The organism is Streptomyces sp. NBC_01341 (assembly GCF_035946055.1).
Lineage (GTDB): Bacteria > Actinomycetota > Actinomycetes > Streptomycetales > Streptomycetaceae > Streptomyces.
In genome coordinates, this window is sequence record NZ_CP108364.1 from 1,608,461 (window position 1) to 1,633,175 (window position 24,715).

The 24,715-nt window shown below is 66.3% G+C and carries 1 protein-coding gene (only partly in view); it reads right to left on the reverse strand.

Translation table 11 applies throughout. From position 1 onward, the window contains the following. Window positions 1-24,693, reverse strand: the 5' portion of a protein-coding gene (locus OG206_RS07040; RefSeq protein ID WP_327113369.1) for a hypothetical protein. Its footprint begins 17,616 nt before the window's first position; only the first 24,693 of its 42,309 coding nucleotides appear in the window; its start codon is at window positions 24,691-24,693; its stop codon lies beyond the left edge, outside the window. Window positions 24,694-24,715 lie beyond the last annotated feature (22 nt).

A 24,715-nucleotide genomic window follows, 5' to 3' on the forward strand; every position in this document is an offset into this window, starting at 1 on the left:
GTCCAGGAACGCGGATTCGGGCGCGTCGAAGAGGACCGTCGACTCGGCGAGGTCCGCGTCTGTGAAGTCTCCAAGGTCAGTGAAGTCGGCGCGGTTCGCGTCCTCATCCCCGGTCGTGTTCTCGGTGAGGTCTGTGATCTCCGGGAGATCGAGTATTCCGTCGAAGGTCTGCGGGGACCGCTGAGTCTGTGCGGTGTCCGTTGTGGGTACCGGCGTGCGGAGCGTGCCGTACGTGGTGCCGAGCCGCAGGGACAGAGCACGTGCGGCGTCCTCACCGCGGGCGTGCCGCTCGGCTCCGATCAGCGTGGCGAGATCGCCCAGGAAGTCGAACTGATCGGCCTGTGCCTGGGTGCGTTCACCGGTGACCAGGGGACGCTGATGGTCCAGGGCGAGACGGTACTTCGCCCAGTTCATCGCCTCGCGGTACTGAAGCCCTTCGAGGGTTCTCAGCTCGCCCGCGCTCTTGGCAAGGCGGAACTGGTCGTCCCGCGTCAGCGTGGTGACCGGCGTCGCGCTGTCGGCCCACTGCCAGTCGGCGTCCTGCGCCATGGCCGAGATGAGACGGTCCGGCGTGTTGAGGGCCAGGCGGGCGGGGTCGTGCCCGGTCGCTGCGGTCGTGAACTCACGGACGAATCTGACGCAGTTGTACCGCAGCAGGTTGTACGACGCCTCGGAGTTCCGGGTGGCGTAGAGGTAGGCCTCGGTCAGCTGGTCCGCATTGACGGAGTAGGTCCCCAGGACCCGGACCCCCTCTGCGAAGAGAAGGCCGGGCCCCTCGTCGCTGATGTTGCCGGGGATGTCGGTCGGGATCGCCGAGCCGTCCTCGGCCGGGTAGAAGCCGACGACCACGGGATGCTGCGCCCCGGGCAGCAGAACAGCCACCGACGCGTGCCCGACCTCGCCGCTCAAGTAGTCGAGGTAACCGCTCGCCCCGGGCTTGGCGATGATGGCCAGTTCGATGTCGTTGGCGGTGCTGCCAAGGTTCTCCTGCGCGTAGCTGCGCAGGGGCTCCATCATCTCCAGGTACGTGAGGAACGGATCGTCAGGACTCCAGGTCGGCACCTGTACGGGCGCCGGCTGCTGGGTCTGCTCGACGTCCGCGGTGAGTACCGGCGTGCGGAGCGTGCCGTAGGTGGTGCCGAGCCGTTGGGACAGGGCGCGTGCGGCGTCCTCGCCCTGGACGTAGGCCTCGTGTGCGATCAGTGTGGCGAGGGAGTCCAGGAAGTCGAACTGATCGGACTGCACCCGGGTGCGCTCGCCGGTGACCAGGGGACGCTGATGGTCGAAGGCGATACGGTACTTCGCCCAGTTCATCACCTCGTGATGCTGATCCCCTTCGAGCGTGTTCAGCTCGACGGAGACCGCGGCAAGGCGGACCTGGTCGTCCTGGGTCAGCTCGGTGACCGGAGTCGCGCTGTCGGCCCACCGCCAGTCGGCGCCCTGCGTCATGGCGGAGATGAGACGGTCCGGCGTGCTGAGGGACAGGTCGGCAGGGGCGTTGCCCGTCGCCGCGGCCGTGAACTCGTTCACGAACTTGACGCAGTTGTACCGCAGGAGGTTGTACGACGCCTCGAAGTTGCGTGTCGCGTAGAGGTAGGCCTCGGTCAGCTGATCCGCGTTGACGGCGTACGTCCCCAGGACCCGGACCCCCTCGGCGAAGACCAGACCGGGACCCTCGTCACTGATGTTGCCAGGCACGTTGCCGGAGATCAGGTCCGCGTCCTCGGCAGGGTAGAAACCGATGACGACGGGATGCTGCTGTCCGGGCAGCAGGACGGCCACCGACGCGTGACCGACCTCGCCACGCGTGTAGTGCCCGGGCTTGGCGATGACGGCCAGTTCGATGTCCCGCTCGACGCTGTCGACGGCGTCCACGACATGGGCGTGCAGGGGCCGCAGCATGTTGAGGAAATCGAGGAACGCGTCTCCGTCGGTGTCATGCTGCCCACCGCCCGCATCCCCGTCATCGTCGTAGTCGTCGAACCGCGAACCCAGGTTCGGGTACGAATCCACGAAGGCTGAGGCAATGACATCGGGCGACAGCAGGACGTCCGGCTCGAATGCGGAATCGGCGGGCCGGCCCGTCTCAGCCCGTTCATAGGCCTGCCCCAACTGGGCGAGCATGTCCTCTATCTGCCCGTCGTTGTCGGACAGGTCCGTGTCGTCCTCGGTGCCGGTCCACGCCTCGTCCGGAACGTCAGCGATCCGTCGCGTGGCTGACACGGTCGGGGTCTCACCGGACTCAGCCTGATGCGCCGCCTCCTCGGTGTCCGCTCCTGGCGTGAACGCGGCCCAGCCCTCTTCGGCCTGGGTGACCTCGTCGAGGAGGTCGTTGACGATCGGGTGCGCCTCGCTCCGCCAGTCCTCGCCGGCCGTCGCGGGTACCGGCGGGCTCTGGAGTGTTGGTTCCACCGATTGACTGCTGTAGTGCCGACGCAGGCTCTCGGCCAGATCGGGGTCGATGTCGGGCTTGCCGAGGACGAGGCGTGCCGTGTCCAGGTCGTTCAGGCCCACCTCACGGACGGGGATCTCTGCCTGCGCGTTCAGGTTCCAGGTGACGGTCAGGCGCCTGTCGTAGGCGAGGCCCTCCATGTCGGACCGGACGACGAGCGCGGAGCGGACACGATCGTCCTGCAGGCGCGCCTGGAGCTCCTCCGTCAGCTCGGGCTCATGGGAGACCTCGACGACCGTGACGGTGTCGTCGCTGTCGAGGAGGGGCACCGTGTCCGTCGTGATCTCTCCGTCACGCTCCGTACCGGTCGGTGTGTTGTTCCGCGCGCCGTCTGCCGCCGACTTGCCGGACCGGCTGGGCTCGCCGGGCTGGAGGGTGTCTGGCATGAAGTCTGTCGGAGCACCGCCCGGCAGCCCTCTCGTGGCACGAGTGCCGAACTCGGCACGGAGTTTTTCGGACAGGAGCCAAGCCGGCCGCTCCGTGGGGGCGAGGTCCGGGCGGGGATCCTCGTGCAGTCGAACGGCGATCAGAGCGGCCATGTTGTCGAAGAGCGCGACGTACTGCTCCTCCGTCGTCTCCAGAGGCTCCATGCCATCGACGTTCGGCCGTGCCTGATGCCGTCCCGTCATGATCCAGGCCGCCTGCGACAACAGGGCGTCCGCCACGTCCTCGTTGAGCTTCCCCAACACCTTGTCGGCCCGGGCGAACCTCTCGGACCAGCGCGCCAGGACATCGGCATCGACCAACGGATATGGCCGTTCTGCCTTCCTGGGCGTGGGCTCCGGCGGTGTCGGCAGGGGGCGTCGGGTGGAGGTGGTGCCGCGTGGGGCCAGGTGCTCCTGGCCGGGGACGGTCTGCGCCCCTGCCTCGTGTGGCTCGCGCGCCTGGCTCTGCTGGATGGTCTCGTCGATGCTCGGGGGCGACGCGTTGCCGACCGGCCTGTCGAGGGGGGTGTGCCGATCGGTGCCCTCGGCGTTGTCGGCCGGGGCATCCACGGAGCGCCGGCCCGGAGCGAGAGGCACATGAAGCGGCAAGCCCTGCCGGGATGCAGGTGGCTGGGGAATCTGGTTGCGGCGGCGATAGTCCTCGGTGAGGGCTTCCCTCGCGGCCCAGTATTCGTTGAGGGTGGAGTGGAAGAACTCGGCGTGCTGAGGGGCGAATTCCTGCAGGGCGGGGCGGTTGGTGAAGTAGAGCACCGCGGTGCTCAGGAGATCGGGGCCCAGGTCGGTGGGATCTGTCGCCTCGCGGGTCTGCTGGATGAACTGGTCGAGGTCTTCTTCCAGCATGGTGCTGATGCGTTCGGCAGCGGTCTCGGTTGTCTCGTCGTCATAACGGGCCACCACCCCCGGCGAGGTCTCGCGCAGCTGCTGGATCGCGTGGGCGTCGGCCGGTGCCTGCTGCGCCAGATGTTCGGGGTCGGTCAGGAACTGCCGGATCGTGTCGGAAAAGCGCTGGCGCTCCGTCTCTCGCGTGGCATGGCCGAACTTCGCGGTGAAGCCTGTCCAGGCATATCGCAGCAGGCCGCGCGTGCGTTCACGCTGCATGTGCCACTGGGGGGTGTCTTTCCGGTAGCCGGTGATCTCACCTATGGCCGTGTACAGGTCCTCCATGGCGGCCGATCCCAGGACCTGGCCCAAGGTGTTTGCCGCCACCCGGCCACCGGCCGGCCCGGACACCGGGGCCGCCACCGTGGTGAGCAACCGCACGCCATCACCCCGCGTGCCGTCGGCGGACGGACCGGGCTCCACCCGCGTCTGGCCCGGACGCGATGAGTCCGGCGCAGTCCCGGCGTGGTCCTGAGGAGACGCCGCCGGCTTGTCGGTCTGATGTCGTGCGTCCCGCGCCGGGCGCGGGGAGTCTTCCTGGCCGCGGCCCGGGACGGGATCGGCGCCGGGCTGTGACACGGTCGGCGGCACGAGCGGGTCCGCAGGCCCACCCGGAACCGGCCTCGTCACCGCCTCGAGTGCCTCCCGGTATGCGGGTCCCGCGTGTTCGACCGGATGCGGCTCAACGTGTGCCAGCGGTTGGATGAGGATTTCTGCGAGTCTGGCTGCTCTCAGGTCGAGGTTCAGCCTGCGCTCGTAAGCGCTCAGCAGTTCCCGGTGCGCGGTGTCGATTTCACTTTCGGTGACCGCCCGATGGCGCCCTCGTGCGGTCAGGGTGTTCACCCGCTCTGTCAGGGACGCCAGTTTCTCGTGATCGAGTGGCAGCGGGGTGGGGAGCAGGTCCTCTCGACCTGTGGTGGCCGGCTGCGGGCCCCCGAGATCGTCGTAGAGCTGTCGCAGGTAGTCGGCGTCTTCCGACCCGAGTTCGTCCCGGTATGGCCTGCCGAGGACCAGCCCCGCGCCGTACTCCGCCACGAACTCAGCGGGCGAGGCGCCCTTCTTCGCGTAAGCGCTGATACGCCCGATCCGGTCAATCGCAGCAGGGTCCCGCAGCGCAGTTCTGAACATCCCGTCAAACAGGAGGAATTCGTCCGCGAGCTGGTGAATGAGTTCGTGGACGAGCGTGACCGTTTCGAACTCCTCGTACAGGGAGGACGTAAAACTCTTCGGGCCGCCACCCTGACGCATCGCCCCGAGTTCTCCGAGGATGATGCCCCCGGAACCGAACGCGGATGCACCCGGATTCGGGAAATCTCCGACTCTCGACGTAGTGACCTTCATGGCGTCGTCGATTTCTATCAACCGTGTGTACTTGGGGACCCAGACATCGAAATCATCGAGGTCGAATCCCGCCGCCTGCGCATACTTCACCGCCCGCTCAATCCAGGACAGACGCTCGTCCAGCCACGGCTCAGGGATGGACCGGTCGTGTCGGACGGAAACCCGGGTACGCCCCACCATCAAAGGTCGTTCCGTGAAGGCAATTCCTCCCGACTCTTCCAACCTGTTCCTGTCCTGGTTGGGCAAATCACCGGAGTCGATCCGGCGCTTCAGATACACACCCTCGAACTCCGGAACAAGGTTCCTCTCTTGGGCAGGCAACCTCCGCAGTGCGACATCGGGAAGCTTGGAGAATATTCCCGCCTTGGCCGCAATCTCTGAAAGGAGGGCGTCCCGGTTCGCGAGCCGCTCCTTCATGGTTGCGTTAAGTATCTCCTGAGGGCTGCGCGCAACGTACAGTGGAATATTGTTTTTCTTCAAATCACGGCGGCGAGATACCGGAAGCCGGTACAGATGCTTGGCTAGGGTAGGCGACAGTTCATAGTATTTCCCCACGCCCTTCATTGTCAGATCGACCGCAATGGGCAGCCGGGTGTCGTATCCCCACCAGAGGGGGCGGGCAGGCGCGGCCACAGCCTGTCGGCCGAGAACGCGGTCGAAGGCTTTGCGCAGTTTGCTGCGGGTAGTGGGGGACGATGCGGCCATGAACAACTGGGAATGCTGCCCGGACCCCGACGCCTCGACTGCCCGGTTTTCCGGTGCGCTGCTGGTGTTGGTTTCCGGCAGCGACGGCAACGGCTTACCCGAATCCGCCACAACCACCTCCGGCAGCGACGGCAACGGCTTACCCGAATCCGCCACAACCACCTCCGGCAGCGACGGCAACGGCTTACCCGAATCCGCCACAACCACCTCCGGCAGCGACGGCAACGGCTTACCCGAATCCGCCACGGCCACCTCCGGCAGCGACGGCAACGGCTTGTCCGTGCCGGACCGGCTGGTCTCGGGGTCGGGGCGGGAGCGGTCAGTGGTAGTGCCGGGTGACAGGGCGGCGAGGACGGCGTCGGAGACGGGCAGGCTGCTGTCGGCGGTTTCCTCGTTCTTGCTGGGTGTGGGGGTCAACAAGGGCTCGGTGGCTGCCGGTTCCGTGGTGGGGGCCACGTCTGCCGAATCGTGCACCGTGCCGGGCTCCGCTCCCCCGGGCCCGTACTGCGCCGCGTCGTCCCCGGGCACGAGGGGTGAGGCGTCACCATCGGGACCGTACTCGATGGTGGCGGTCAGCCCGTCGCTGTACGGAATGTCCGCGGGTCCGCTCACCTGAACGGAACGGACCGTTGGCCCTTCAACCACGTCAAGGCCGGTCACCGGGTCCACGACTGGATACGCAGGGAAGCCCTGAACGCCGTCATCCGTGACCAGGTCATCGGAACCGGTTACATCGGAGCCGCCAAACAGGCTGTCCGCACCGTCCGACTGCTCGTCCGCCACGACCGCGGGCGGCACCGGTCCCCGCTGGCCGTCAGAGGACTCCCGACGAGCTCCCTCAGTTAGCTTCGGCGCGTCGCCACGCATCGCGGACACTCGGTCATCCGTCGTACCTGCCGGGATATTCCCTTCCGGCAGCGGCGGCAACGGCTTGTCCGTGTGTGCCGGGGTGCGAGCGGGAGCCGGTGCTCCGGCGCCGGATGTCAGGGCGGTGAAGACGGCGTCAGAGGCGCGTACGGTGTCGGCGGCTGTTTTGTCTTCGCCGGATCCGGGGGCGGGCTGGGCAGGGGTGACCTCACTGTGAGGGACCTCGGTGGTGAGGGCCGGCCCATCGCCGTACGGAGTTCCTGCGGGCGCGCTTACGCTGCCTTGCGCAGACTCCTGCGCCAACCAGGGCTTCTCGACGGTGGTGTTCACCAGGACAACCAACGCTGGCTGTCGCTGCACCTTGTACCTGTCCTGGAACCTCGTCTTCTGCCGTGCCCACGCGTGGTCCGCCAGCGACAAAGCCCTCGCCGTATTCTCCCCGGCTCGGGACCAGAGCCGGCTGACCTGATTGGGCGCGATACCACTCGGAGCGACGGAGCGTTTGAACGCGGCTACCTTCGCGTGCCCAGCCGCAACCAGCTCCCCCCATCTCGGCCCGCGAACGGCCCTGACGGACGGCAGACGAAGGGTGAACACCCGGCCGAAGACCGAAACAGTTGCAGTGCCGGGATCGGAAGCCGGTGCGGGGTCCGCGGGGCGGGCAGGGGCTGTGGGAGAGGAGACCGGCACACTCCCGTCGTCCTCCCACCCGAGCGCACGCCCAGAGCCGGTGGCGGGTCGCGCCCCGTGCGGGCCGCCCTCCCCCGCTTCCACGCTGACATCCACCGTGGTGACACCACCCACGTGAGGTGTGTCCACGGTCGCGTTCCCCTGACGGGCAGGGTCAGTCGGCCCGTCGACGGGAGTCCTGTTGGCGGTCTCCGTGTCCTGGGCCGGTGCGGGGGCGGACAGGGGGTCGGTGGCTGCCGGCTCCGTGGTGGGCGCCACTTCTGCCGGGTCCTGTGGCGCGGCGTCTTCGGTCGGGTAGTGGATGTCGATGTGTGCTTGGCGGCGCGCTGTGCGGGTGGCGTTGTCGGGTGTGTTGGTGCCAAGGCTTTCGGTGTGGGTGGTGACATGTGTGTCGGCGATTGAGCCGAGTTGTTCGAGGAGGTAGTCCTTCAGTGTCCGGGCGCGGACTTTTCCTGTGGAAGTGGCCTGGGTTTCACGGTTCTTGCTGGGCAGGAGGGTTCCGTTTCCGCCTGCTTTCACGGTGATGACGATGGGGGGGAGTCCGCGCTCGCGGCGGTGTCGGATGACTCGTCGCAGGTGGCCTACGAGTTCGTTTGCCTTTTGCTTCTGCTCCATGTTGAGGACATGGCGCCGGTTCTCGAATTGGTAGGTCAGCAGGTCCGAGGGTATGCGGGGTGCTGTGGGTTCACCGGACGCCGGCCGGCGTCCGCCGTCATCAGCGAGGTTTGTCGGCGGGGCCGGGGTATGGGCGGGCAGGGTGGGTGTGGTGGGTGGCCAGATGCCTTGTGCTTCGAGCCGTGTCCGGTCGGTGGTCGCCTGTTCCTGAAGGCGTTCTGTCTCGTTCTGGGGAAGGGGCTCGGGGTTCCGTCCGGACGCGAGGTCGTAGAGGCGGTTGAGGGCGATTTCGGTGCGTGCGCGAATCTCCTCGATTTCGCTGGTCGTGGAGAGGTCGCCTGTTTCGGTGGTGGGGTGGTCAAGGGTCTGCCAGAGGTTTTCGGTGGTTTCGAGGGTGGTGGCCTCGGCAGGGTGCGTGGTGGCGAACTGTGCGCGCAGGTGGTCGATCTCTTTGAGGACGGCTTGGTTGAGGGTGAGGTCACGGCTGTAGGAGGTGCTCTCGAGTCCGCCCAGATCGAGGTCGGCTCCCCATCGTTCGATCAGACGGGCGGTCTGCGGTGTCAGCACGTCCGCCGCGATCGCTTCGGCCACGGTGAGGGGGGACCCGTCGGTCCGCGTGCCGGGGTCGAAGGCGAAAATCCTGCCCTGGGGGTGGAAGCGCCACGTGCGCGGACTGTCACCCTTGATCCGGAGTTCCACGTAGGAGTCCAGCTCCACGGCCAGCCGGCTGGCAAGGTGCACGACGTTGGCACCGAGAGCGGGCTGGTCAGGGCCGAGCACGCCCGCTTCCGGCTCCTGGAAACGGGTGACCGGCTCCCAGCCCGTTTGCCGCTTCACCCACTCGGGGTCGAAGTCGAGCACGAGCAGCCGGCTGTCGGTGATCCGGGGCCGCATCGGGCGCGTCTTGCGCAGCACTCGGGGCGAGGCGTCCTGTCGCGCCGCGACCCTCAACCGCCCGTGATCCATCCGGTCACCCAGGATCCGGGCCACCAGATGGGGTGTCACCTCCGCGCTGACCCCTTCGTCATCCGCCACCGTCACCAGCAGGCCGGCGAGATCAAAGGTCTGCACCGACTTCGGTGACATATCCCAGCTGAGCACGAGGCCGGCCCGTTCGGTGCGCGACTGCTCCACCGAAGCCCGCATCGCCTCGTAGCCGTCCTCGTCCACAAGCCAGTAGGTAAGGCCGCTTATCTTCTGGCTGTTGACCGCTCCCAGCGTCTTCGGACCGACGAAGGGAATGACGGAGCTCTGCGTGACGGTCGTCGGCAGCCAGATCGACGCGGTTGCCGAGACGAGGAGTATCCGCTTCTGTTCCTTCGCGAAGGACTCGGTGCGGGGCTGCACCTCCGAGTTGACCGCACTATCGCTGCCCCCGGCGGCGCTGAAGGAAGTCCCCTGATTCTCCCCGGTACCGTCATGACCGATATTCATTCCGGGTGAAATGCCGTTGTTCGTTCTCTGGGACCTGTTCAGAGCGGTGAGGTGCTTGAAATAAGTACCGAAACCCGCGCCGTCGAACTCCTTGATGATCCGAAGATCGGTGTACTGGATCTTCTTCGTCACCGATGCCCTCAGCAGGGGCGAATGAGGCAACGCAAGGCTGTCGGTCAGATCCGTCCCCTCGGTCCGTTCCCGAAGAGCCTGTGCTGTGAGCATGGAATTCGCCATCATCGATGGCAGGAAGGTATTCAGGCGGACACCGGGTTTGATCGCGACATCACCGAAGGCGCCATAGAGCAGGCTCCGGATCTGCCGGTGATGGCCGCTGGTCAGGACGAAGCCCACTGGATGCGAGTTCAGCGGGAACTTCACCGGAATGCTGGAAGGAGGCTGGTAGACAATCGGCTTCTCAGGAGAGAGAAGGGCGGAGGAAATGGCCAGCTGCATCGTCCCGGCGAGGTGCTGGACAGACGAGACCCGGCCTGTCACTCCGCGCTGGATGTCCATCGCCGCGTTGTTCATCGGGGCATCCGCCGCGTCCCCGAGAATGACGCGGATCGCCACCTGCAGTTTGCCGCGGAAATCCACCGTTTCCTTGTAGGCGTCGAGACGGGACTCCCAGTACTCCTTCTCGGCGATCTTGACCTCAGCGCTTCTGCCGGCCGACTTTCCCTCGGAGATGCCGCCGCTACCCCCATGGCCGCTGTCCCCGGCCCCGCTGAAGCCCAACTTCCCTGAGATGGAGAAACCCTTGGAGCGGCTCGACGACTCGTCACGCGCGTTCTGACCGTGCAGATAGAACTCCTGGCCGTCCGGCCGCTCGTCCTCCGGCTCCAGTTTGCCCACCAGATTCGCCGACAGCACGATCGACACGGTTTCACGCAAGGGGCCGTAGGTGTTGACGAACCGCAGCTCGACCTCTCCACCGACCATATCCATGTAAAGGATCTTCGACAGATTCGAGAAGAGTGTCTCCGCAGTCATCTGCCCGGCATGCACCTGCCCCAAAATGCGACCGCCACGGGCCACCTCGAGCAGCGGCGACGTCGTGAGCAGGCCGGGAGCCGACTGGCTCACCATGGCACGGATCGTGCCCCACAGAGTCACACCGTCCGCGAACCGCACCTTGCTGATGGTCGCCGGCCCGATGATGCGATGCGGCTCGTACGGATTCGCCAGATAGCGGGGAAGATGCAGCTCCACCGGGCTGACAGCATGCTCCGGGAACGCGGCGTTGAACCGGAGCAACACCTTCTCGTTGACCAGACGCAGTCTGCCCAGCTCGTGCTGCTCCTTCACCCGGGCGGCCAGTGCCGTCAGATCGGAATCCTCTGGCAGGTCCCCGGGATGCTCCCTCCAGTGCAGCAGCAGACGCGCCATCAGCGTGGTGCTGAGCTTGAACTTCTCCGGGTCACCCTCAGCCCACACTTGCACCAGCTCCGAGATCCGCTCCCGCGAAACCTCCAGTTGGCCACGCATGTAGAACGTCAATGCCGCGTGCTCAGGGACCAGGAACACCATGACCCGGCCATCGACATGCGCAGAGTCAGACTCGCTCTCGGTCGGCAGGAGCAGAGCGCTCTTGTACCAGTCGAGCGCCATGTCGAATCTCGTGTTCGCGCCATACACATAAACCGTGCCGACGGCGAGGGCGATGGATTCGAAGCCACCCGTCAACGTGTGAGAACGGGCCGTTCGCTGCCCCCACGAGAAGCCCGCACCTGCCGTCTGCGTTGAGGGCCCCTCACCGCCGCCTGTGAAACCCACACCCGCCTGAAGCGCGCGCCCACTGAACTGACCGCTCCTCGCCTGATACTGCAGCAAAGCGATCTGTGCGAGAACCACCGGGTCGGCGGTGGCACCGGCAAACGTCGCCTTCCTGCCCGTCATCGCCACGGACGCGACGGCATACGCGTTTCTCACAAGCCCGTCGGCCACACCGTTGTCCAGATCGAAATGACCCGGCCCCTGAAGCATGTGAGGAGCCTGCGCCACGATCATGTGATTCATGGTGGACTGCCGGATCGAATCCTCCACCTGCGAACCAGCACCGCGCAGATCATCCGGCAGAAGCCCCAGAAGCCCTTCGGTCACGCCGGCTGTGTCCTGCGAGTAGGTCACCGCGTCCTCGAACACCTCAGGGTCGGTCCGCCCCTCCCTACTCAATTCCGAGGGATTGAGACGTACCCCGAGATCCGGAACCAGATCCGAAACAAGCACCTCAGCGGTGCGGCCCCGGAGCACATGATGACCCACCATCTTCTGGCCACCGGTCCGGCGCCCAGGGATCAGGCCATCGTCGCTCTCCGAGATCGTCAACTCGATCAACAGACCGTTGATTCGGTACTTCCGGGGAGCGCCAATCGCCTCGAACAGAACCGGGTGGTTCATGACCCACGTATTGCCTTGGTCCGACCCGGAACTCAGGCTGACACCCGCGTTCATCCCCACATTCCGTACATCGCCGTGAGAAACCCCGGCATTCACATTGGGCGAAAGGCTCAAAGCCCCGCCCTCTGACTGCCCGGCGATCCTCAAGGCCATCGGAAGCTTCACATTACGTTCATTCTTCCGGATCCCCAGGGACTCGGCCTTCGCAGGGTCGAACTCCACCTTCAGATTGACAGTGGCATACCGCTCCCGCCAAGTAAACTCAGTGCCCGGGATATTTTCCTGGCGCGCCAGTCGCAACTGACTTCCAGCCGGTGTCAACGCGGTGTTGAAACGTTCGCCGATCCCTAGGAACCAGTTCTCCAGCGCCCTGGCGTTATCAAGCCTGGTATCGAGGCCCAGTGGATAAGATGACGCATTCGCATTCGCGTAGTCGTTGTCCGCGTCGGGAAGATAGTGATTTTCCCTCAGCGTGCTACCGACAAGACTGACAATCTCCTTCATGGTCGCCTCGTCGACACGCACGGTGCTCTGCCCCACCGTGTGACGCATGAACGCCGGCATCACATTCTTGTCGGAATCATCGGACGGCCGCGAAATAGCGCGCTCCTTGATGTCTCCGACCGATTCCGCGGCAACGGGGAACCCACTCTGGTATGCCGCGACATCAGGAAGGGTCAGAGACGCGGTGCCAAAGCTGCGCACATCCTCGTCCGGAAGTCCTGCCTGCACTCCATCGCGCACCTTGTGCACCTCGATGTCCAGGCGGTACTCCATCGGCACCGAATAGAAGGGAGTCGGTCCCACCCACCGGCTCACATCGACGTTCAGTCCGAGAAACGCCGACGAACTGCCCTGCGAGGTCGACACCCCGACAGAGCCCGATACCGAGACTCCCAGTCGGACATCAACCAAGGGGACAGCCGCACCCGCCCCGAGCGACGCACCGACCGACCGGCTCTGTGAGACGCCATGGTCACCCGACACACCGGTCAAGAGCGTATGAACGGCCTCAATGTTGGCGTCGCTCTCAGGGGTGCCACCGAACATCGTCAGCGGACTTATCCCTGCCTCCGCCGCACCAGCAGCGTCAAGGATCCGGGTGTGAACACGCACCGTCGCGACCGAGACCGACGAATCCGGCGCATACAGGTAGATCGGGAAGCCGCTCCTCAGCTGACCTGGTACACCACCCCCGACCTGTGACCTCCGAAGATTGGTGACCAAACTGTTCAGGCCGTACCGCAGCTGCTCCAAGAGCTTGCTGCCATGACGCAGATAAGTATTTCCGTCGCTTTCCGGCCACAGGGCGCGCAGCCCAGCCACAGCCTTGTCTTGTAGCGTCGGCAAATCCGTCAGACCGAGTGCGGCGTATCGCTCAGGAACACTTGGGAACGCCACGTCCGGATTCACCACCACCTCAGATTCCTGAGGTGACAAAAACCGATCCGGTATCCATAGATGCAGCTTTTCAGACTCCGTGGAGACCGACTCCGAACCGTCGCCAGCCCCGTCCTGCCGCCGCCTTGCAGCCTCCTCGGGCGTGGGCAGAGAGTGCGACTCCAGACTCCTCCATTGCGTCGTCGCCTTATCGACGGTACGAATCCGATAAGACAGATTCATGTCCACAGCGAGCAGAGTCTGCGGCGTCCGGTGGTTGCTGACCTGGCCATCCTCCGTCATGTGCACGGTGCCCATGCCGTGATGCTTGCTGTTCACGGTCTTGGAACCGCTCACACCCATGTTCACGGGGCCCATAGCCGTACCAGCCGAAAGACCACCCGAATAGGCAGGCCTCTTCACACCCGAAGAATGCGAGAACGACCCCGTATTGAACATGGCGGCATTCGCTTCGGTTCCGGCCGGCTGCCCAGGACCCGAATCCGCCAGCGTACTGTGAACCACAGACGCATTCTCCGGACGGATGGTGAACAACACATCAGCGCCGCCCAGATGCTGCACGAACGAACTCAGCCGATCCACCGCAGGTGTCACGAGCAACCGGAGGTTCTGTTCCAGCTTGACCGGAAGCTCATTCAACTCCGTCGCGGTCACATCAGGAATCAGCGCACGGAGATCCTCGAGCAGCCGGTCCATCCCGGGCAGACCATCGCGCGGCACCGCCGAGAAATACGCCAACGGATGCACATCAATCCGCTGCCCCAAGACGAACCGCGGCGAATCACTACCGCTCCCCTCAGGCCCCGGCTCCAAACCGTCCTCACCCTGAGCGACCCCGGGCACCGGAGGTGTAAGGCCGGTGGTGGATTCCTCCGGCAGGGGCGGCAGCGGGCTCTCCGGCAGGGCGGGCAGGGGCTTGTCCGGGCCGGTCGGTGCGGCCGTCACAAGCTCCCGCTCGGCGAGCGGTGCCGAACCGCCTACCGCCCGGGTGTCCTCGCCGGCGCGGACGGGGTCGTTCGGGCCGACGGCTTGAGTCGCGAGGGAGGTGTGCGGGGTGCTCGATCCGTGTGTGTCGAGGGCTGCTTTCAGTCCGGCGAGGTACTCCGGCCTGGCGCCGGGCTTGTCGCCGGCAGCTTTGAGGGCGTCCTCAAGGAGGGCGCGTGTCTTGGCGTAAGTGGCGGGGTCGGTGAGGGCCATGCGTACCTGGACGTCCCGTCCGGCCGCTGACCTCTGCTCCGTGCTGCCGGGGTGGTCCGGGTTGGGCCGGGTGATGGCGTGGGCGACCGCTTGGGCGGTGTCGGTGTTCGCCTTCAGGAGGGTGAGGGCGATGACGGCTCGTTGGTCGTCGGGGTTGACCGGGGTGTGGTTGCCGGCCTGGGTGAGAGCGGTGCGGTAGATGCGGTCGGCAGCCGCCTGTGTCTCGTCCGGGATCTTGTCCAGCTCGTGAGGGAGCAGGGCTGATCCCTGCAGGCGCAGGGTGTCGTGGGCGGTGAGGAGGCGGACTGCTCGCTGGGGGCGTGCGGTTGCGGCTTTGCGTGAGGTGCTGGTGAAGTCGGTGAGTGCGGTGTGGTATTCGGTGACGGTGCGGGCGAGGTGGTGTGCCCGCTCGGTCGCGGCTCGCTGGGTCGCGGGGGAGCTCACTGACGGCGGGGGGGCCATGGTGGGCTTGGCCGTGCGGGCGAGACCCTGCCTGGCGGATTCGACCGCCTTGATGGAGGTCTCAAGGGCGGGGTGGTTGGCGATGCCCTCGAGCGCGGGAGGGCCGGAGATGTAGGCGCCGTCGTTCCAGCGGTAGTCGTTGTTGTCGGAGCGAGCGGTGCTCTTCGCGTAGACGAGGAGATCGACGTGGCCGTCGGCGGCGAGGACGTAGCTGAAGGCGACGCCTCCGCTGCCGCCGTCGAGGTGGGCGTGCAGGGGGCGGTTGATCTTGCGGGCGCCTGGAGTCTCACGGATACCGCTCAGGTCCTTGGCCGCACCTTCGAGGACCTGACGCTGCAGATCGGTGAAGTCGCTTTCGCCGACCTGGCCGGCGTAGTGGATGCGGCCACTGAGATCCCACCTGCCCGCGTCGTCGGCACGGAAGGCAGCGAATCGGGCTCGCTGTTCATTGTGCCGTGTCGCCAGTGCGTCGTACCGGCTCTTGGCCACCGTGTCCCAGGCCGGCCGGGAAGCATCCTTCAGCGACGTGTAGTGCCGGCCGCTGGCGGCGACGTCGACCGATGTCAAGAACGCGTCGAAGGCTGCCTCGAACGCACCCGGCCCCCATATCCGCGGCAGATCCGCCGGGTCGGAGACCTGGAGCACGTCGGGGTGCGGGAGGCTGCTCTCGAAGAACGCGTGGGCGTTGTAGGTGGTGTGCAGGCGCTCGGGGTGGGCAGCGATGTCCTCGGCGACGGCCGGGGCCGCTTCCAGCAGAGGCAGCACCTCCGGGTGCTCACGCAGATGAGCCGTGACCTGGGGAGCGGCGGGCCCGGCCAGCAGGCCCGTGATCTCCCATGCCAGCACCTCACCCGCGGCCGGTCCCACCGGCCCGGGCACCGGCACCTCGCGCACGCCACCATCACTCGACACCGTTACGCCCGCGTCCACCGGCACCGCCGACGCCATGCCATCACCAGCACCGGACTGGACAACGGGCGCGCGCCGCGTCAGCACGTCGGCGTGCCGCTGCTCGTCAAGGGCGGTGAACAGACGACTGCCGTCGGGATCCTCCAACAGGGCGGCGACCGTCTTCGGTGCGCGCAGCAGGTTCTGGACGGAGGCGGCGAAGTCAGTGTCGGTGGCTGCTCGTTCCTGCCACGCCGGGCGGTTGAGGAACACGGCGGCGAATGCCTGCTCCTTCACCAGCAGGGCACGCACGTCACCGCGCCACAACGCCCGGTACAGCAGGCGCGCACCCTGCGGGCTCAGGGACTGGGGTAGCGACGCTGTCAGCACCCCGGCAAGCTCGCCCTGGCGCAGCCAGTTACGGAACTTGGAGTTCATCTCGGTGGCGAGCGCGGGACGGGCCTCGATGACCGCCCAGACTGGGGACTGGGCAGCCGCCTCGTCGACCAGGTTCCGGTTGGCCCGGATCGCGGCGATGAGTTCAGGACGCTCTCGCAGAACCGCCAGCACCTGCGGCTGCTCGGCCAGCATGTCGCTCAGGCCCGGCAGCGCGGTCACAGCAGCACGCAAGTCGTCGTTGCGCGCCAGGTCCTGGGCCAGGCCGGGATTCTGGCGCACCAGGCGCAGCACGCCCTCCGTCGTCAGCAGCCTGCGCACACCCTCCTCGACCCCGGCCAGAGTCGCGATGAACCCGGGCGCGGCCATCACCGTCTCACCCACCTGCGCATCCGCGACCACCAGGCCGGCCAGCCCGGGGTGAACGGTGAGCTGCTCCAACAGCGCCTCGTCGGACAACAGCTGGGTCCACGTCACGTCGTCAGCCGCCACATCGTGACGGCTGCTCAGGGCCGAGGCCAGAGCAGGGACACGGGTCAGAGCGGTCACCAGGTGCGGGCGGGCGGCGCTTGCCGCCAGACGGCCCTGCGTGGCTATCACCGCGTCGACGACCTCGCTACCGGCCTCCTTCAGCGTGTCAAAGAGATCCGCTTCCTGCAGAAGTGTGTTGAACGTGTCCTCGCGCTCCGCGACAGCCTTCGCCACGGACTCGTGCCGGGCGATGAATGCCTCGTACCGCGGCTCCGCCTGCATTAGCTGCCCAGCGCGGAGCGCGTAGACAGCGGCCATGTACCGGTTCGTTTCTACATTGACGAACCACCTGCCCACTTCGAAGTTTGCTCGCATGGGGGGACTGCCGAAGATACGGAAGGCGTCGTCGTTGTCCGTCAGCAGGCGGGCCAGCCGGGGAAGACGAATGACCTGCCCCAGCATGGACGGGGTCCGTCCGAAGTGCTCCACCAGTGAAGGGCGCGTCCGGATCAGATCGATCACGTCAGGCGAGAACAGCAGTTGCTGCGCGAGAACGCGGTTTCCCAGCGCGGCCTGACGTATCGACTCATCGCCCAGCACACGCTCGTAGCGGTCCAGCACATCCTCGGCGACCTCGCTGCCGCCCGCCTCAGTGCTCCGTACCTTCTTCGCGGGAACACGGTCCCTCAGCCACTCTGTGAGTTTCCGGGCGCCGTCGAGCAGCCGTGGATCGAGTTCGATGCCCTCGGGCGTGATGACCTGGTCCTCGCCCCTCTCCACCTCCCGCATCAACTCACGAACGGCCTCCGGGGCGGCTTGCGTCCCACGTGTGCCGCGCCCGCCTGCGTCGACGAGCGCCGCCAGCGCCAGTTCGTCCAGCCGGACCGGGTCGGCCTCCCACCGCTCGGCAAACCGCGGTCGGGCGACAGCCTCCCGCAACACCTGCGGGAACGCGACCAGCGCCCGCGCCGTAGGGCTGTTCCGCTCATACCGCTGGGCCAGCAGCGGATAAAACTGCTTATCGGTCAGCAGCCGGATCCAATGAGTCGTCGACATCGCACCGAAAGCCGACTCCAGCCGCGGCAGAAAATGACCCACCGCAGCTACATTCTCAGCGAGCGCCAGCTCCTGCTCAGACGTGACCTCATATGTCAGGGAACCCAGCCGGTGAGCCAGCCTCAGCAGGCCGGAACGCTCGTCACCCCACGCCCTCCACAGATCCTTGTCCGCTGCCACATCGATAATACCCGGCTCCGATGCCACAGAACTGATCAGCCACGGATTAGCCAGCAATTTCTTCGGCCCAATGTCCGAGAGGGGGCGCGGGTCACGAGAGCCCAGGAAAGACAGTGCGGGATACTTGTAGAAGGTCGCGAAGGAGTCGGGTGACTCGCCCAGCCGGGCATAAACCATTTCCCTTATCGCACTCCGGCCTTCAGTCACGTAGGTCAGAAGCGCATGCCAATGACGGGCTGCTAGTTGCAGCGCTTTCGCGGCAGCAACCGAATCGGCCGGGAGCGCCAAATCTGTCATTCGGTCGAGCGTGGCCGGGTGGAAGATGCGACGCAGTTTATGCCCTGCGAACTCACCCGGGTGGAGCAGGATGGTTCGCAGCATGATCGGCAGCGATTGGGTGGACTGCGTATTATATTCAACCAGCTGCCGCTCCACGTTGCGATCCTCTTTCATGATCGCGGCAACAGCGGGGTATCTTTCTTTTGTCAGGCTGAGGAGTTTGAAGAATCCCAGCTTCTCCAGTTCCCCTTCCGTCAGCTTCCTCGCGTCCGTCCTGATTTCGGGCTGCGGTGGCCTTGTTGCCTGCAACGCACGAATTAGCCGGTCGTCCTCGACCGAGTCGTAGAGGTGCGGATCATAGGAGAGTGCTGCGGCAACGTGTTTGTTGTCGACCGCAGCCCGAATCCGCGCGGGGACCTCGAAGAGCCTGGCCGTCACCTCCGGCAGATCCTCCAGGACGTCCGTCAGATCCGAGGATTCACGCAGAATATCCAGTACACCCGGGTTGGCTTTCACCGCCTTCAGAGCCCGCAGCGACGTAAGGGCAGTGGCGATTTGTTCAGGGCGCGACCTCAGTTGATCCCGCAGGCCCATGTCGCCCAGGAGATATTCGAAGAACGACTTGTCGGAAGCCTTTCTCTGCAGATGGTTCGCCAACGCGGAGGAAAGAGCAGAATCGGCCGCCAAATTCCACAGCATCTCCACCGGATCGGCCGAATCCATAATTGCTTCGGCGAGCTCAGCCGACATCTCCAATGGCCAACCGGCTGGGCTGTTGTTCATCCGGCCGATTTCACGCAGGATATTTACGTTACCCCTGAAATGAAGCAGGGTCAGCGGAATCGACATTACCCCGGCACGGAGGTCATGGTCTTTCTCGAGTTGCTCGATCAACCCTTCCTTCATGAGGACCGCCGCCATTGACGGATAGGGGGCACGAGACCATTTGTCGACCAGTGAACCGAGCGCGGCCACCACGTTGGAAGCTTTACTCAACGGTCGGGCCAGGCGGGGCTCCGCTGCTACCAGGTGATAGAGCGCCGTGTTTGTCATCGTCGCATACACCACATACGGATGAGGGCTCAACGCTGCCCTCACCTGCGGTCCGCGCAGGATGATATCGGCCGCGAATTGCACCATCACATCCAGTGGCCACCCCTGGGGGTAGGGCGCCTTCCGCATGATCTCCACGGCGAAATCTGCGGCCTGCCTGTTCTGCGCAGGCGTCAGACCCACCGACAGCCTCGCGGCCACGGCCCGGACCGTACGAACGGTTTCGTCGGACACCACAACCGCGGGTTCTGGTGGCTCTACAACTGTCTCGGACTGCTCCACCGTCGCGGAACTGCTGCCCTGTCGACCGGACGGTCCAGCCCCCGACGCACTGGATTGCTCGGTCGACGCCCGATTCTTCTTCTTCGCGCCGCCGGGCAGCCGCGGCCATTCACCGGACAGCCAACGGTCCGCGATGCGCGAGGCCGTGTGCATCAAGAGGTCGCTCTTAAAGGCGTCGGTCATTTCGACGTACAGGCTCTCCACTTCCTGCACGCTGGGAAGGTCCTCAAATTTCCGCCGTCGGAGCTGAGCCACCACCTCGCCGTGCAAGGCCTCCGGGGTGTAGGCAGGGTTCACCGGCTGCTTCGGGGGGGCGGGCAACGGGCGAAGGTCCGGCGTGCCTGCGGAGGGCGTGCGGGATTCCTTGGTGTAGGTGGCGAGCACTTCTGCGATGCGGCGGTGCTCTTCACTTCCCGGCTCCAGCGTTTCCAGGCGCTTCTGCAGGATTTGCTGGTTCAGTGCGTCGGTTTCCGGGCTGCCGGTCTCCACCCGGCCTACCTGCAGGTCGTTCGGATTCCCGAGGTACACGCCCTGTCGTCGCCGGCGCCCCGCCTCGTTTCCGCGCGGCGCTTGCTGTGCGGATGAGCTGATGGCCGACGGTGCTGCGCGGAGCCCGTTGACCATGCTGTCATCGGTGTTCGCCGTACGGACGACAGGTGAGTGGCTCTGTTGCGGCGGGCGCGTGCGCAGTTCACGCGTTGTCTGGCGAGCCGTGAGCCCGGCCTCGGCGCTCAGGGCCGTGTAGTGGCGGATCAGGTCCTGGTACGGGCGTGCGTCCACGGGGCGGGTGGCGTAGTAGTGGGTTGCCCTGCCCTCGGGGTGTTTGGCCAGGACGAGCACGTTCGTACTGGTCGCTGAGGGCATGGCGGTCCGCCGGCCGTCGGAATAGTCGACGATGCCGAAGTCGAGGGCGTGGCCCTCGGCGGCAAGCAGCACATGGATGACCTGTGGCAGGACGTCACCGAACTCGCCGTCCCACTGCTTGCGTTGGCCGAGCTTCGCGACGACGTGCCGGTGCAGGCGCGAGCCGGGCAGCAGGGCGGCTTCGCCTTCGGTGCCGTTGTCGAAGAAGAACCCGACGTGTTCCCAGACCTCCGGGCGGGCGAAGGCGGCGGCCACCGCGCTCCGAAGTTCCCCTACGGGGTCGGTACTGGTGTGCCGAGGGAACGCGGGGGCGACGTCGGCGAGCTGCTGCGGGGTGTAGGCGTAGTGGACGGTGACCAGGAGCGCGGACAGGAAACAGTCACCGTCGTCGGGTACCGATACCGGGGTCCGCTGCAGGGACTCCAACAGCTCGGCCTGCTCGGGGGTGACGGGGTAAGCCGCCGTGTGCTGGGCCGTGGTGTCCATCACCGCCTTCGGCCATGCCGTGTCCGGGGCGGCCTGAGGCACCGGCTCTGCATCAGAGGTGACCGCAGAGGCTCGCGGTGCTTGTGGCGAGAGGTGCCCGACGCCGGTGGGGGCGGTGTTCCCGAACGTGGAAGCCTGGCTCTGCCCGTCCGTGGCCACCTGGGTGTGCGGAGCCGATGACACGCTCACGGCCGAGGCCGTCCGGTTGCCGGCGGGCCGGGTCGTGCGGCCCCGGCGCTGAAGGGCGTGTACCGCCGCTGCCAGTACATCAGCACGGATTCCGTCCTGGTCCCGGAAACGGGGTCCGAACGGTGCGCTCGTCGGGTACGGGCCCGGGGCCGGCCGTTCCTCGATCTGCGGGGACTCCCGCGGTGCCGTGTCCTGCGTGTGCGCGTCCGTGCCGGCGGTCGCCTGCCGGCTACGCGGCCCCACGGGTGCCTTCCGGCCCGTGGCGTCCGAGCGCGTGTTCCGCGCGCGCTGACCGGCCGAGGTGCCGGCCGCTGCGACGTCACGGGGCGGCTCCTCCCGCAGCGCGTCGGGTTCAGCTGACGTCGTCTTGCTCGTGCCGGCGGTCGCCTGCCGGCTCCGGGGTCCCGCGGGTGCCTTCCGGCCCGGTGTCGGTCCGGTCGTCCCGATCGCGTCCGGGTGTGTGCCGGGCACTCGGTCCCGCTGCCCGCCGACAGGGGCGTCGGCGACGCTCTCCAGGCCATCCTGCACATGGTCCAGACCCCGCGGATTGATCTCCTCCGGGGGCCGCGCCGACGGGCTGTTGGCGTGCCATTGAGGGTGGCGGAGGGGTCTGAGTTGCGGCTCGTGTATAGGCGTGGGCCGTGAGGTTGACTGCTGCGTGTGGGCGTGGGGTGCAGTAGAGGCCGTGGCGTGGTGTGGCGGCGTGTCGGGATTCAGGAGTGCATGGAACAGCTCACGGTTGTCCTCGATGTCTACGCCGTGGAGTTGGCGCAGCTGACGGACTTTGGCCAGGGTCGCGGCGGGGTCGAGCCGACTGATTTGGGTGAGTCTTTCGAGTTCCTGGCCCTGCGGTTCCGGGCGGAACGTGACCCATACCGCCCTGACTCCTTCTGCCGGGTCTTCAAGGAGACCGAACTCATTCGGAGAATTACCCTCCCCGTTTGACACCATATCGACTGTAGGGGCGTAGACGCGCCGCCCGGTCGTGTCGGCAATCTGTTGAGCCACCGGCACGACGGTGGCTGAACGTTCTCTGGGATTGACGCTTCCCGTCCTGCAGCAGAGAAGTGCAATCGGAACATGCCCCGGAAGACGGCTGAGAGCAGGAGTGCTCCGCAAGAGCCAGCGGGCGGCCTCCGCCGCCGAAACCTTCAGAGTACCGGAGTTGGTCTCAAGAGCAATCGTTTTATAGAGACCATGGGAAGCGAAGAAGAACGGCTGGACGCTCCCGGCCCATGGCGCTCCCTCCTCCCGGATGGTTTGACCATTCTTGACGACCTCGAAAGCTACCACACTCGGCAAATATGAATACGGAACGTCGCGCTGCGCGAATTCCCTCGGAGAGAAGGTGGCTACGCCGATCTGTTGCCCGTCACGGCCCACAATAGGCTTGGTAAACACATCGAGATCCGACACCGCGACCGAACCTATACCACTGATTCGGCCCTCCACATGACCCGCAACTGGCACAGAAGCTATGGTCGCAACCGGCTCGGACACCATCCATCGGCCGGCCGGAGTCTCAGAGCGATGCCGCGACGGCGCCAGATGCCAATGCCCCGAACTGGAACTCTCCCGAACAGTCAACTGCCCGGTATGAGACCAAACTCGCCGCCCAGTATCGCGGGCAATAGCTTCAGGTAGAGCGCCCCCGACCGGCTCCGCACTCCACAGAACAATCTGCGAACCCTTTACCACACGCGTGAGCCGGCGAATGAAATCACGGTAGTGCATGGTTTCTTGGGGCCCGCCCGCAACGCCAGGCTGCAAGATGCGCCCCTGACCGTCCAGCCGAACCGTGACCACCGTCATGCCGTCACCACGACCAGCCCACAAAGCATCAGCACGGTGATCGCGCAGAGAATCCGAAAGACCGCCCCACGTCGCATTGTAGACGGAAGAGAAATCTATAACGCCGTCCGGAAAAAGCCCCGCCGAGTCCCAATGCGACACTGCACCCAGAACAACCCGCTCACCCGCCTGAACCGGCCTGCCCCGGACCGGAACCAAAGGAAGCGGAGGAACTGCCACATGCGAAGACGGACCGACAGGCACGGCACCACGCCCCGACCCCACCACCGGCGGCTGTGGAAGCCGCCGCGGACCCGCCACCGGAAGCCCCGGCAAAGAGCGACCCCCACGGCCACCCCCAAATCCCCGATCCGGAGCAGCGTTCACCGTACCAAAACGCCCACGATTCCACTCGTGCCCATCAGCGGAAACCATCGAGTGATGGCGCGCATCCACATGGCCCACGTCAGGCTCCGCGACAACTGCCTTTGCTGGCCTGACGGTCCACAACAAGGGCTGCGCCTCTGCGCCTTCCACGTTCCACGCGGCGTGGGTGTCCCGGGCATTTTCGCCGCCGGATTGCTCGGTATAGGTGGCGAGTGTTTCTGTGATGCGGCGGTGTTCTTCGCTTCCCGGGTTCAGCGTTTCGAGGCGCTTGCGCAAGATTTGCTGGTGGAGTGCGTCGGTTTCCGGGCTGCTGGTCTGCGCCGGAGCGACGGTGATAGGAGGTTCGACACCACTGCGCCAGGCTTCGACATCCGCCTTCGGCATCCACGTCGTGCGGCCTGGCATGCCCGGGCCGGACTTGTCCGGGTCCCGGTCGTCTTCGTCGCCGACGAGCGTCACGGAGTCGGAGTCGTCGCTGTCGCTGTCGCTAGCACCGTCAAAGAGGTACCGGGAGTCCGGGGTCTCTGTGGGGGTGTCGTCGTCGGCAGTCCGGGACTCGGTACCTGCGTCCGTGTCGGTGTCGGTGGTCGGGTCGGTGGATGTGGTGAGCGGGGTGCTGGTGACCGGGCGGGGTGTCGGTTCGGTGTCTCCGATGGTGTCGCGTGTGGAGACTGTGGGCACGCTCGGTGACAGTTCTCGCTCCACCGACTGTGCGGAGTAGGAGAGTGGGCCGGCCTGCTCCTCCTGTGTGCTGCGGGGCTGTGCGTTCGGTGTGCCGAAGGTGGTGTGCAGGCGGGTTTCGGGCCGTAGCGACCGGCGGATCGTGTCGGCGAGGAGCACGACCTGGTCGGGTGTCAGGGCCGGTGTCTGTGCCGCGGTCTGAACGGCTGCGATCTGCTCGTCGCGGTAGGCGGTGACGGCGGCCCGCAGACGGGTCAGCTGGTCGGGGCTGATCGTGAGAGCTGTCGCGTCCGGCTGCGGGTTGCCGGAGTACGAGGGGTCGCCCCCGTGGTGGCCGGCGACCTGCTTCAGGGTGGCTGCGGGACCGAGGATCGTGGTGAGCTGGTCCCTGTCCAGGACGGCGGAGAGCTGTCGCAGCGGGCCCGGGTCCAGGCGCAGACCGCCGCCGGTGGTCGGGGGGAGCGTGGCGAGGGCGGACAGGGCGTCGTCGGCGTCGTGCAGCTGTGCCCAGCCCTGCAGGCCGTGTGGGCCCCGGTCGTGGAGCGATGTCAGCCAGTCGCCCGGCAGTTCGCTCCCGTCGTTCGCCTGGAGACCGGCCTGCCCTGTCGTGTCCGGTGCGTCCGTCGGGTGGCGGTCGATGCGCGGTCCGAGGTGTGCGGGTATCAGGGAGACCAGGCGGTCCGCCACCGTGTCGGGTGCCGCGAGCGTGAACCGGCCCGGATAGCCCAGCGCGTTCAGCGAGTTGATCAACGTCGCCGCGGCCGCGTGCTGGCCGAAGCCCGCCCCGTCCTCCAGCGTCACCGTCACACCGGGCAGCGCGCCG